The 11,943-nt window shown below is 61.0% G+C and carries 13 protein-coding genes; 7 read left to right on the top strand and 6 right to left on the bottom strand.

What is annotated here, in order from left to right:
* Positions 1 to 38: 38 nt before the first annotated feature.
* Complete coding sequence (locus WDM91_20135) at positions 39 to 1,142, bottom strand: zinc-dependent alcohol dehydrogenase family protein (GenBank protein ID MEI9996914.1); 1,104 nt, start codon at positions 1,140 to 1,142, stop codon at positions 39 to 41.
* A 422-nt stretch (positions 1,143 to 1,564) separates the two neighbouring features.
* Here WDM91_20135 and WDM91_20130 point away from each other — a divergent pair, with 422 nt between their 5' ends.
* From WDM91_20130 to WDM91_20110, 5 genes are all read left to right on the top strand, one after another.
* Positions 1,565 to 1,747: a hypothetical protein gene (locus WDM91_20130; GenBank protein ID MEI9996913.1), complete on the top strand. Its 183-nt coding sequence runs from the start codon at positions 1,565 to 1,567 to the stop codon at positions 1,745 to 1,747.
* 84 nt (positions 1,748 to 1,831) lie between these two features.
* A complete protein-coding gene (locus WDM91_20125; GenBank protein ID MEI9996912.1) occupies positions 1,832 to 2,662 on the top strand; it encodes a slipin family protein in 831 nt (276 codons plus the stop codon).
* A gap of 64 nt (positions 2,663 to 2,726) precedes the next feature.
* Positions 2,727 to 3,509 carry a PRC-barrel domain-containing protein gene (locus WDM91_20120; GenBank protein ID MEI9996911.1) on the top strand — a complete coding sequence of 261 codons (783 nt, stop codon included), beginning with the start codon at positions 2,727 to 2,729 and terminating at the stop codon, positions 3,507 to 3,509.
* 59 nt (positions 3,510 to 3,568) lie between these two features.
* Complete coding sequence (locus tag WDM91_20115; GenBank protein ID MEI9996910.1) at positions 3,569 to 3,769, top strand: hypothetical protein; 201 nt, start codon at positions 3,569 to 3,571, stop codon at positions 3,767 to 3,769.
* Positions 3,770 to 4,171: 402 nt separating this feature from the next.
* The gene (locus WDM91_20110; protein ID MEI9996909.1) at positions 4,172 to 4,357 is read left to right on the top strand and encodes a hypothetical protein; all 186 of its coding nucleotides are present in this window, start codon (positions 4,172 to 4,174) and stop codon (positions 4,355 to 4,357) included.
* Positions 4,358 to 4,707: 350 nt separating this feature from the next.
* Here the strand turns inward: WDM91_20110 and WDM91_20105 are convergent, their stop codons facing one another.
* The 5 genes from WDM91_20105 to WDM91_20085 all read right to left on the bottom strand — a co-directional run bounded on the left by WDM91_20105 (position 4,708) and on the right by WDM91_20085 (position 10,143).
* Positions 4,708 to 5,550 carry a fumarylacetoacetate hydrolase family protein gene (locus WDM91_20105; protein ID MEI9996908.1) on the bottom strand — a complete coding sequence of 281 codons (843 nt, stop codon included), beginning with the start codon at positions 5,548 to 5,550 and terminating at the stop codon, positions 4,708 to 4,710.
* A 53-nt stretch (positions 5,551 to 5,603) separates the two neighbouring features.
* Entirely contained in the window at positions 5,604 to 6,506 is a 903-nt protein-coding gene (locus WDM91_20100; GenBank protein MEI9996907.1) for a VOC family protein, read from the bottom strand.
* A gap of 1 nt (position 6,507) precedes the next feature.
* Positions 6,508 to 7,911, bottom strand: coding sequence for an aldehyde dehydrogenase (locus WDM91_20095; GenBank protein ID MEI9996906.1), 1,404 nt, complete (start codon positions 7,909 to 7,911; stop codon positions 6,508 to 6,510).
* A 50-nt stretch (positions 7,912 to 7,961) separates the two neighbouring features.
* Positions 7,962 to 9,443: a 4-hydroxyphenylacetate 3-hydroxylase N-terminal domain-containing protein gene (locus WDM91_20090; GenBank protein MEI9996905.1), complete on the bottom strand. Its 1,482-nt coding sequence runs from the start codon at positions 9,441 to 9,443 to the stop codon at positions 7,962 to 7,964.
* A gap of 88 nt (positions 9,444 to 9,531) precedes the next feature.
* Complete coding sequence (locus WDM91_20085; GenBank protein ID MEI9996904.1) at positions 9,532 to 10,143, bottom strand: TetR/AcrR family transcriptional regulator; 612 nt, start codon at positions 10,141 to 10,143, stop codon at positions 9,532 to 9,534.
* Between the two features lie 223 nt (positions 10,144 to 10,366).
* Here WDM91_20085 and WDM91_20080 point away from each other — a divergent pair, with 223 nt between their 5' ends.
* Together WDM91_20080 and hpaH are read left to right on the top strand one after the other, a co-directional pair.
* A complete protein-coding gene (locus tag WDM91_20080) occupies positions 10,367 to 11,113 on the top strand; it encodes an aldolase/citrate lyase family protein (GenBank protein ID MEI9996903.1) in 747 nt (248 codons plus the stop codon).
* A 23-nt stretch (positions 11,114 to 11,136) separates the two neighbouring features.
* Positions 11,137 to 11,943, top strand: a complete 807-nt coding sequence (gene hpaH, locus WDM91_20075; GenBank protein MEI9996902.1) for a 2-oxo-hepta-3-ene-1,7-dioic acid hydratase — start codon at positions 11,137 to 11,139, stop codon at positions 11,941 to 11,943.

Genomic DNA, 11,943 nt, shown 5'->3' with positions numbered 1-11,943 from the left:
TTCGAAATTGCGCCGCGGAAAACCCGCGGCATCGGTGCTTAAGCCTCGATGATGACTTTGAGCGCTTTTGTCTTGGCGGCATTGCCGAACGTCTCGTAAGCCTCGAGAATGTCGTCGAGCTTGAAGCGATGCGTGATCAGCTTCTTGGGGTCGATCTTGCGCGACGAAACCGTCTTGAAGAGCATCGGGATGGTCGCCGTATCGACCAGCCGCGTGGTGATGGAGATATTGCGGTCCCAAAGGCTCTCCAGATGAAGGTCGACCTTCTTTCCGTGGACGCCGATATTGGCGATGTGGCCGCCGGCCGTGACGATTTTCTCGCAGAGCTCGAACGTGGCGGGAATGCCGACCGCTTCGATGGCGGAATCGACGCCGCGCTTGCCGGTCATCTTCATGACCGCTTCGGCTGCTTTACCGTCAGTGCTGTTGATCGTGCTCGTCGCACCAAACCGCTTGGCGACGTCGAGCCGGTTGTCATCGAGATCGATCATGATGATCTCGGCCGGCGAATAGAATTGGGCGGTCAGCAGCGCCGCGAGTCCGATCGGTCCGGCGCCGACGATAGCGACCACACTTCCCGGCTCGACCTTCCCGTTAAGCACGCCGCATTCGAAGCTTGTCGGCAAGATGTCGCTAAGCATCACCAGCGCCTCTTCATCGGCGCCCGCAGGGATCGGATAGAGGCTCATATCCGCATGGGGAATGCGCACGAACTCGGCCTGTGTACCGTCGATTGTGTTGCCCAGAATCCAGCCGCCGGTGGTGCAGTGCGAATACATCTGTTTGCGGCAGTAGACACATTTGCCGCAGGCGCTGACGCAGGAAATCAGAACGCGATCGCCCGGCTTGAACACCGTGACCGCGGGACCGACCTGATCGACGATGCCAACGCCTTCGTGGCCCAGAATGCGGCCGGGCTGACAGGACGGCAGATCGCCCTTTAGAATGTGAAGGTCGGTGCCGCAAATGGTGGTTTTCGTGATCCTGACGATCGCATCGGTCGGCGCGGCGATCTCCGGCTTTGGCCGGTCTTCAAGGGCTTTCTTGCCTAATGCCTGATAGATAAGCGCCTTCATTGTCGGCTTTTTTGTCTTTGCTGGTTGGTCACCCGTTGTCGGTTTTGGAATCGTCGCGAGCGTCATGGATCAGTCACCTTTCGGCTGAGTTGTTGAACATCGAGCACGAGTTGGTGAACTGCTACGCCGACCGGCGAGCGGTCCGCATTCAGGTCAGCTTGTGGGTAGTGCGGGTACAACGGGCGATGCGCCCAGGCGTTCCAACCCGATAGCGGCGGTGGAGCGCGATAAAAGCAGAACGCGCTCACAAATGATTCATGGCCTCGGGCGGAGGACGAACCTGGCGTTTCGGCGCATCGCGGAAAGATCAGCAATTGCGCGGTTGCGTGAAGTCCCGATTCCCCCTTTTTCTCGTGGAAGCGAAGTAATGAAGCGCCACGAAACTTTGTTGCCTGCCGGGCATTCCTTCATCGCGTGACAAGTGGTCCACCGCGCTTGCCGCTCTCGCGCCACGCATGATCTTGCGGCGCCGCTCAAGGATGAATGGGATGAAATCGAAGAAGACATATCGGACCGTTCACGATCTGCGGGACATCGATCCCACGAAAATCGCAGTCCCAGACGTCTCAGGTGAGTTTGCCGGCCTGGAAGCCTCACACGGAGCCAAGGACACGCGCGTCGTCTCGCCCGGTATCGGCGTTCAGACGCCCGGTCAGACGACGCACGAATAAAGCCGAATTGTAACTCGCGAAATTTCTTTCCAGAGCAACGCCTCGGATACGACGCTGCTTTTCTTCCTCGAAAGGCGCAGCGACATGCTCTTTCTCACTCCATTTATCATCCCGACTGTCGCGGTCGTCGCGCTCATTCTGATCACGGTGAGCGTGAAAATCGTGCGCCAATACGAACGCGCGGTGGTGTTCACGCTCGGACGCTTTCAGGGAGTCAAAGGACCCGGCCTCGTTCTGCTGATCCCCTTCATCCAGGAAATGGTCCGCGTGGACCTGCGCATCCAGGTGATCGAGATACCGACCCAGGACGTGATCTCGCGCGATAACGTCTCGATGAAGGTCGATGCGGTGCTCTACTTCAACGTCGTCAATCCCGAGCGGGCCATCATACAGGTGCAGCATTATCTTCCCGCGACGAACATGCTCGCACAGACGACGCTGCGCGCGGTCCTGGGCCAGCATGAGCTCGACGAGATGCTCTCCGATCGCAAGAAGCTCAGCACCGACGTCCAGAGCATCATCGACGCCCAGACCGAGACCTGGGGAATCAAGGTGAGCAATGTCGAGATCAGGACCGTCGAACTGACCGAGAACATGGTGCGCGCCATCGCCAAGCAGGCCGAAGCCGAACGCGACCGTCGCGCCAAGATCATTCACGCGGAAGCAGAATTCCAGGCCTCGCAGACGCTCGTCAACGCGGCCAAGATCCTCTCCAGTATCCCGGCTGCCATGCAGCTGCGCTACCTGCAAACCCTGACCGAGATCGGCGCGGAACAGAATTCCACGATCATCTTCCCGATGCCCATCGACATCATCAAGCCGTTCCTCGATCTGGTCGAGAAAACCGGCAAGCCGTCAGGCGCCAATGGCGCCGCCCATGTCGCCACCCCGGATGACTCGCGCGCGAACGCATAAACCGTAAGGCGGGCCGAGAATTTGCAACTCTTCCCGCGAGCCATATCGAACTGAGGATCACCAAATGCTAAGGCATGAATCGGAAATCGACGGGTATGCCATTCATGCCAGCGATGGCCTTATCGGCACCGTCAGCGACTTCCTGTTCGACGACGCCACCTGGCTGGTTCGCTGGCTGGTGGTCGATACCGGAAATTGGCTTCCCGGCCGTCGAGTCTTGCTTCCGCCCCGCGCCTTGGCGGACGTCAATCATATGGGGCGCCAGTTCTCGGTCAGGTTGACAAAGCAGCAGGTCAAAGAGTGCCCCGACATCGAGTCTGATAGACCAGTGTCGCGGCAGTCGGAAGCCAGCATCTACGACTACTACGGCTGGTCGCCTTATTGGGGCGCGGGCTCCTATATGGGAATGGTTGGCTATGGAGGTGGCTATCTGCCCGGCGCGGCGCCGCCGTCGCCGGAATTGATGCAGAGGGAAAAGGCAATCGACGATGCCCAGCGAAACCGGGACGATCCTGCCCTGCGCAGCGCCAATGAGGTCACCGGCTATCACATTCTCGCCAGCGACGGCGAGATCGGGCATGTCGCGGACTTCCTCGTCGAGGACGACGACTGGAGCATCCATTACCTCGTCGTCGATACGAAGAACTGGTGGCCAGGCAGGAAGGTGCTCATCTCGCCGATGTCGGTACGAAAGATCGAATGGGCCGAGAGGCGGGTGAACCTCGGCGCGGGTCGCCAGAAGGTCAAGGACAGCCCGGCATACGACCCGTCGATGACGATCGACCCGCTCTATGAAAAGAATTTCCACGAACACTATGGCGATCTGCGATTGCGGGAAGCGTCCTAGGCGGCGGCAAGCGCCGCAATCGGTATCTCGAAGAGGATTTCGACGTTGAGGAAAATCAAATGAATCACGGCGGTTTGAACGATTGGTTCTTCGGTTGGGGCTGGTTTATTTGGCTCGGTTTCATTTTTTCGATGTTCTCAAGTATTGGAAATTGGGGCTACACCTATCGCGCGCATCGGAAATACGACGGGCAACCTCGCAAGGAAGCGCGTGATATCCTCAACGAGCGGTATGCCCGCGGAGAAATAACCCGGGAATAGTTCGGTCAGTTGAAATCCGACATTGGGGGTGCCTGAGGATGATGGTGAGACCGCGATACGCGATCCAAAATGAGAGGGTCGGCGCATGAATGCGCATGGCCATCACGGGGACTCGCCAAAGCCTGCGCATCGACGCGACTGGCGGCGCATCCACCATTCACCGCTGTTCTGGGTCGGCCTTTTGCTGTGTCTGGGTGCGATCACGATCTATGTATTGACCGAGGATCTCTCATGGCGGCCGTTCTAACGTGCGTGCGCCAAGTCCAGAAAATCAGCCCTCTGCCGGCAAACTGACCGCCGCCGGCTATCCCACTTGCCTGTAAGCTCCGAGGTTGCAGCCTTGGTGAATGCAGACAGGAAACCACCGGGCTGAGCGGCGTTCCACCGTGGGAGGTCCAAAGCATGTTGGGACACAAGGCCGCTGGACTGCGGACGACGGAGATCTACGCCAAATACGATCCGAGCTATCTGCGTGCGGCACGGCTCGCCATTGACGAGGTCATGGCGGACATCAACGCAAGAACGACGAAGCGCAATATCGTTCTGCCGAGCCAGCCGAAACTGGTCGTTGTGGGTTCTGTAAGTTGAACTAAGTGCTTGAAAATGGTGGGCAATACAGGGATTGAACCTGTGACCTTCCCCATGTCAACGGAGGGGCCATCGAGCAATTTCAATGGCTTAGGTATGCCAGCGTATGCAGAAGAAGGCAGAAAAAGGCCGGATTTTCCCACCGGCGCGTTACACCTGCGTGCCACCAGAACATTTGTTCTCGGTATCGGGTGGGCTGTCCAAATTCACAACGGGTTCTAGTCACCACGCGTGGAAAAGACCGTGCAGTGGCCCCTTCACGTTCGGGAAGAGGTCCGGGTCCAGTAGGTTGGTGTCGATCCGCCACTCAGCCGAAGTCATATGCGTCCTCGTTTCACTGGGTGAACCGCTCATGTGCGGGGCGGAAACCGCCCAAGTGCGACCCGGCGGACCTGCTCGCTATCGGTCGGCTGATGGCCGACGTCGTGTGTGGGCGCGGGCACCTCCTGCACTGTGTTGCTGAGGCGGCCGATGCCCGTAACCTCGATCTCCACCACATCGCCCGGCTGCATCGGGCGCGAGTTAGCCGGCGTGCCCGTCAGAACCACATCGCCGGGCAGAAAGGTGATATGCCGGGACAGGTCGGCCATAATGTAGGGGATATCGAAGGTCATCTCCGAAACCGGACCGTCCTGCACGACCTTACCGTTGATATAGGTACGAACGCGCGATTCCCGAATATCGACGCCTCTCACAATGCCCGGACCGATCGGGCAGAAGCCGTCCTGGCCTTTGACGCGCAGCATCGAACCGGCATCGGTGTCCCGGAAGTCCTGCGCGCCGACATCGTTGGCGGCGGCGAAGCCCGCGAGATGGTCCCATACCTCGGCGGGCGCCACGTTGCGCATCGGCTTGCCGACGATGGCCGCGATCTCGCCTTCGTAGTTGAGATACTGGCAGTTGGCCGGACGGTTGAGCTTGCCACGGTGCGAATTCAGGGTCGTTAGGGGCTTCTGAAAGTAGGTCGGCGTTGTCAGCGGCGGAGCGCGGAATTCGACCCGGCGCGATTCATAGTTCAGGTGAATGCAGATGATCTTGCTGGGATCGCAGGGCGGCAAATAGATCGCCTCGGCGTCCCCCACGGTGCGCCCGTCGGCCAGGCGCAGCAAGTCACCCTCGGGCTTGACCCAATGCGGCGTGCCTTCAAACAGAATGCGGCGCAGCTCTTCGCGCGGACCGGTCAGGACGGACATTTTTGATGTTCCTTGCTTGTTGATTCTGCCGCGTGTCGCTTAGGGCGTCCCCGTCACACCGGCTCCATGTTCGGCGCGACGACACCGGCGACCGTGTCGTGCCCGGAGATGTCACGTTGATAGTATTCGGACTGGTGCGTCGACGAGCGCGCGCCCCAGCCGATCTCGGACATGAAGCCCGACGGGTTCATGAAGTAGAACGAGTACATCTGGTCGTTCGCGTGACGGCCCGGCTGGATGCCGACGGAGATCCCCGCCTTCTTGACGGTCTCGTAGGCGAGACCGACATCGTCGAAATTCTCGACCTCGAACATCAGATGGTTGATGCGCTTCTTGCCGGGACCGCTGAACGCCAGCGTGTGGTCTCGGTCGTTGCAATGCAGGAACACCAGGTCGGCGGGACGATGCAGGCCCGGCACCGGCACGCGGTATTCGACGCCGCCACGCATGCCGAGCAGCTTATAGAAGGCATAGGTCTTTTCCTGCCCGACCGTTTCGCGGATCATCGCGTGCCCCAAGCCGCCGCTGCCGGTCTTGAATCGCCCGTGCATGCGGCGGCCGGGATGGAAGGGCTTGTCCGCCAAAACATGCGGCCCGTGGAAAATCTCGATCTCGTAGCCGCTGGGGTCCTGGAGCATCATTACTTCGAGCACATGGCGCTCATATGCCTCCTCGAACGATCCGACGCGGACGCTTGCCCCTGCCGCTTCCAGCCGTTTCGCGATCTCGCGGAACTCATCCTGTCCGGCGACACGGAGGCCGAGCGACATCAGGTCGTCCGCCCCGTTTTCTTCAAGGACGATCCGGTGATGCCAATAGTCCATGCGGAGGTAGCAGCGATCCGGCCTGCCACCATCGGCGACTTCGACGCCCAGGACTTCGCCCGCGAAGGACTTCCAGCGACCGAGATTCTTTACGCCGAGCGTGAGGTATCCAAGCTCCGTGACTTGCACCATGTCAGCCTCCCGCCTGCGCGAATGAGCCTTTGCGGACCGCGACGTTCTTGATGTCGCAATAGAAGTCGAAGCTCCACGTCCCGCCCTCGCGGCCGATGCCGGAATGGCGCGCGCCACCAAACGGCGCGGCAAGCTCACGGACGAAAAAACAATTCACCCAGACCGTGCCGGCGACCACGCCTGACGCGATGCGTATCGCGCGCGCTTCGTTGCCGGTGAACAACGTAGCCGCAAGGCCGTATTTCGTGGCGTTGGCGATCTCAATGACTTCGTCGTCGCTCCTGAACGTATTCCAGGTCAGCACCGGACCAAACACCTCCGATTGGAAGATTTCCTGGTCACGGCGTGCCCCGGCGATGAGCGTGGGCTGGAAGTAGAGCTCGCCTTGATCGTGACGCTCACCGCCCCACAGCAGTTCCACGCCTTCCTTGCGGGCGCGGGCGACAAAGCCCTGTACGCGCTCGAAATGCTCGGGATGGATCAGCGGACCCACGCGCGTCGTCGCTTCGCGCGGATCGCCCACCGTCATATGGGCGACGGCCTCCCGCAGATGGCCGAGGAACACATCGGCGATCGGTTCCTCCACGAGCACCCGCGTGCCGGCGAGGCAGACTTGGCCGGCATTGACGTACTGGCCGGCCACTGTCTGGGCAGCAGCCATGAGATCGGCATCCGCGCAGACGATGAAGGGCGACTTGCCGCCCAGCTCCATGCTGACGGGCGTGATGCTGTGCGCGGCGGCCTTGCCGATGAGCTGCGCGGTTGCGGTCGAGCCGGTGAAGCTGATGCGGTCGACATCGAGGCGCTGCGCGAGGGCGGCACCAGCGTCTTCGCCAATGCCTTGCACGACATTGAGGACGCCCGCTGGAAGACCCGCCTCATCCGCGATGTCGGCGAGCAGCGAACAGGTGAGCGGTGCCCATTCCGGTGGCTTGATCACGATGGTGTTGCCGGCCGCGAGCGCCGGGCCGACCTTCCAGGTGGTCAGCATCAGCGGCGCGTTCCAAGGCGTCACCAGCACGGCGACACCAGCCGGATCGTAATGGACGTGGTTCACGACTTCCGGCGAGTCGATGGTGTGCCCAGGCAGCGTCAAAGCGTGTTCCGCAAAATAGGAGAGATTGAGCGCCGCCCGCGGCACGACACGGTGCTGGTTGCCGGCAAGAAGCGAGCCGTTGTCGAGCGTCTCCACCGCCGCAAGCTGGGCGACGCGTGCCTGGATGCCGGCGGCGAAGCGGCGCAGGATCGGCGCGCGGCCTTCCGGCCCCAGCGCCGCCCAGGCCGGAAACGCCCGGCGTGCTGCTGCAACCGCGATCTCGGCTTCCGCCTCTCCGCCCGCCGCAATCTCGGCGAGTGCCGAGCCGTCGATTGGGGAACGATCCAGAAACCGGTCCTTTGATTTCACGCGCTTTCCATTGATGTAGTGGTCCGGCGAGATCTCAACACCAGCGACGTTTACGCGGCCTTCTGACATGACTCGCCTCCTTTACTTGCAGGTGCGTCGGACTTGGTAAGAAATTGATCGACGAGCCGGTTTGCGCGTGTGGAATCGCCAAACATCTCCGCCATCTGGCGGTTGCGCGCGCCGGAGGCGAGATAGAACCGCTCGTACTGCTCGTTGCGGCTTGCGAGCGCACTGCCGACGAAATCCCACGCGAGCCGGAACACGCGCACGCGATCCTCGGCGGTCACGTCCTTCGCGCCCCGCAGATACTTGTCGAGCAGCGGCTTCAACTCAGGATCCTGCATTTGGGTCTGAGTCGGAGCGGCGAACATGTTGTGCGAGCCCAGCAGCCGAATGATTTCGTTCACCCTCGGAAACCAGAACGGAAGTGTCGACCGCAAGGCGTGCAGCGGACGAACGTCTGGGAACCAGGTGCCCGCGGGCGATTCCTGCGCCTGCATCTCGGAGGCGTAGATCGCGGCGCGGGCGAACTCGCAGAATGTCCAGATTTCGCCGAGCATTTCGGCATTCGCCGGTTGCTTGCCGTTGATGCTTTGCAGCATGCGGTTCGCGAGTCCCCAGGCGAATTCGAGCTTCGTCTGCGCCCGGATCATGGTCTGCTGCATGATATTGGGCGACCACGACGTGCGCATGACCTGGTTGTAGGCGGCGAGGGTTGCGTTGATGAAGAGGCGATCCTTTGGGACTTCAACGTCGTCGAAGATGACGAACGCATCCTGCTCGTCGAACCGGCCCGAGAGCGGATGGTCGTAGGCGTTCGTCGGCGCAGAATAGCTGTCGCGGCAGATGAGCTTGAGCCCCGGCGTCGTCATCGGAATGGAGAAGGCCAGCGCATAGGCGTCCGCGCCCTCGGGCAACGGATGGCCGGGATACACCGCCATCTCGTCCGCGAACGGCGCCAGCGTTGCGAGGATGCGGGAGCCCCGCACGACGATACCGTGCTCCGTCTCGCCGACCTTGTGCAGAGCCACGTCGTTGCCCGCTCGGGGGACGTCGCCCTGGGCCTTGTCTGTCGTCGGATGGATGATGGTATGCGTGAGGGACCAGTCGTTCCGCCGCATCGCCTTCTGATAGGCAACGAGGTTTTCCGCACCCTGCTCGTTGCCGCCGGCGGACCACTCGTCCGGACGCGCGGCGAAGCCTGCAAAGGTGACGTTCATATAGTCGGGCGTGCGACCCATCAGGCCGACGCTGCGCTCGGCCGTGACTTCCAGCGCCACGTGGCGTTTGAACAGATCGTCGCGCGAGCGCGGCACGATATGGCTGGCGTTGATCGGCTCGCCGGTCTCGGGGTCCGGCACAAGGCAGCGATCCGCCTCCTGGTGCTGAAGATCGAAGATCGCGGCAAGCTCCCGCGCGCCGCCCGCGAACGCGGGATGGCTGGTGACATCTGCCACCTTCTCGGTCCCGACCCAAATGCTTCGGGGCGGCTTCAGGCCTTCGAGAAACTGTTTTCCGGTCCGCGCGGACATGTCTCTTCCTTCCCGGCGACCATGGTCGCCCAGCTGTGCGTTTCTATAGTTGGTGTTCACGGAGCTTCAGGCCCCGCTTGCGTCTACGTCATCGGAGCCCTGCCATCAGCACCAACAACTGCCTTGGCAGGTCCCGATCAAACCGCTCGCGGTCGATATAGCCATTCAGAAGCATTCCGAGCGCGTGGTAATAGATGGCGAAGACGGCTTGTGCTCCGGCCATGAGAGCCGTGGATTCCGCGACTTCGCCGCGTACTTTTGCACCGTCGATGAGCATCGCGAGACGCCGCAACAGTCCGTTCATCAGATCGGTAACGGCGGCGCGCTGCTCGTCGTTCTGCACGTAGCCAAGCTGGCGCATGAGAGCCTGAGCAAGGGACCGGTCACGCTCGTGATACGCGACGAGCGTTTGGAAAAAGGTCGTGAACTGATCGATCAGCGTCTTTTTCAGACGCGCAGCCTGATAGGCGCGCTCCACCATCTCGACCATTTCCTCGTGGAAGACCTGAATGAGAAGGTCTTCTTTGGTCTTGGCGTAGATGAAGACGGTGCCGACGGCGACATTGGCGGCATACGCGACCTCCTGGGTGGTCGTCGCGTCGAAGCCTTTGTGAGCGAACAGCGCGCGGGCCGCCGCGATGATGCGGGCTCGCTTTTCGAGCTTGTTCTGCTCACGACGACTGACGGCAGTGTGCGCCACGGCCCGTTCCTGTTGTTTTTCTTCCCTGCCCTCGAATTAAGCCGGCTGCATACTCAAGTCAAACAAAAAATGAGTGTAGTCACTTTTTTCTTGAACCGGAGACCCGGACGTTGCACAGAGTAGCCCAGATAACGGGCAGAAAGCCCGAATCTTCACTCGGAAAATTCCTGAGTGCAGTCCAAATCCTCGGAAGGTCACCATGAAGGCTATTCGCGTCCGAACGTTGCTTTCCGAAGGAAAAACGGTCTTGAACGGCTGGTCCGTGGTGCCCGGCGCATTCGTCGCCGAGATCATGGGATCGCTCGGCTGGGACGCACTGACCATCGATGCGCAGCACGGCATCATCGGGTATCCCGAGATGGTGGCGATGCTCCAGGCGGTCTGCCGCTTCGACCTCACGCCCATGGTCCGCCTCGCGGGCAATGATCCGGTGCTGATCGGCCAGGCGCTCGATGCGGGCGCAATGGGCGTCATCTGTCCCCTCGTGAGCTCTCCCGAAGAAGCCGCGCGCTTTGTTTCCGCATGCCGCTATCCACCGCTTGGATGTCGCAGTTCGGGTGCGACGCGGGCAATGATCTACGCCGGCTTCGACTACGGCGGACATGCTGACAAAGAGATTCTCAAATTCGCGATGATCGAGACGCGCGAGGCGCTCGACCGCGTCGAGGAAATAGCGGCCGTCGAGGGCCTCGACGGATTGTATGTCGGACCGTCCGATCTGTCGCTGGCTCTGGGCGGATCGCAGGGTTTCGACAAGGCCGAGCCCGCGATGATCGCGGCGTATGAGCGGATCGTCGCGGCATGCCGGCACCACGGCCTCACCGCAGGCATCCACACCGCATCGCCCGCCTTCGCCAGACGCACGGCGCAAATGGGGTTCCGTTTCATCACCCTCGTCGGCGACCTCAACTTTCTGCTGGCCGGTCGCGTCGTCGTAACCGAAGCACGCAAGCAGCTTGCTTCCGTCTGAACGCCCACAGCGAGGTCACTCCTATGCCCTTTACGCCCGAAGAAATCTCCAGCATCGCGGCCTCCTTGCACGAGGCCGAGAAAACCAAGAAGCGCATTCCGCAGATCTCCAAAAGTCATTCGGAAATGTGCATGGACGATGGCTACGCGATCCAAACCGCTTGGCTTGAACTCAAGGGTAAGGAAGGACGGCGCACAATCGGTTACAAAATCGGGCTTACATCGCGGGCGATGCAGATAAACGCACAGATCGATGAGCCCGATTACGGGTCATTGCTTGACGACATGCTTTATCCGGAGTCTTCGGATATTCCGGCGAGCCGCTTCATTTCTCCCCTCATCGAGGTCGAACTGGCCTTCATGCTTGGAAAGCCGCTCAAGGGTCCGGGCGTCACGATCTTCGACGTGCTGGCCGCCACGGAGTACGTAACGCCGGCTCTCGAAATCATCGATTTGCGCGTTCAGCCTGTCGATCCCGATACGGGCTCGAACCTCAAGGCACTCGATACAATCTCCGATAACGCGGCTTGTGGCGGCGTAGTGCTGGGCGGACGTCCGGTTAAACCCGATGCATTCGACCTGCGCTGGATCGGATGCCTATTGAGCCGAAACGGCGTCATCGAGGAAACAGGTCTGGCAGCTGGCGTACTGAACCACCCTGCGACCGGTATCGCGTGGCTCGCCAACAAACTGGCCCCCCACGATGTCAACCTTGAGCCCGGGCAAATACTGCTGTGCGGATCTTTCACGCGACCTGTATTCGCACGGCCGGGCGATGTCTTTCACGCGGATTATGGCGTCCTCGGAAGCATCGGTGTGCGATTTGTCTAA

This window comes from Rhizomicrobium sp. (assembly GCA_037200385.1).
Lineage (GTDB): Bacteria > Pseudomonadota > Alphaproteobacteria > Micropepsales > Micropepsaceae > Rhizomicrobium.
This window is presented reverse-complemented; position numbering and strand designations above follow the sequence as displayed.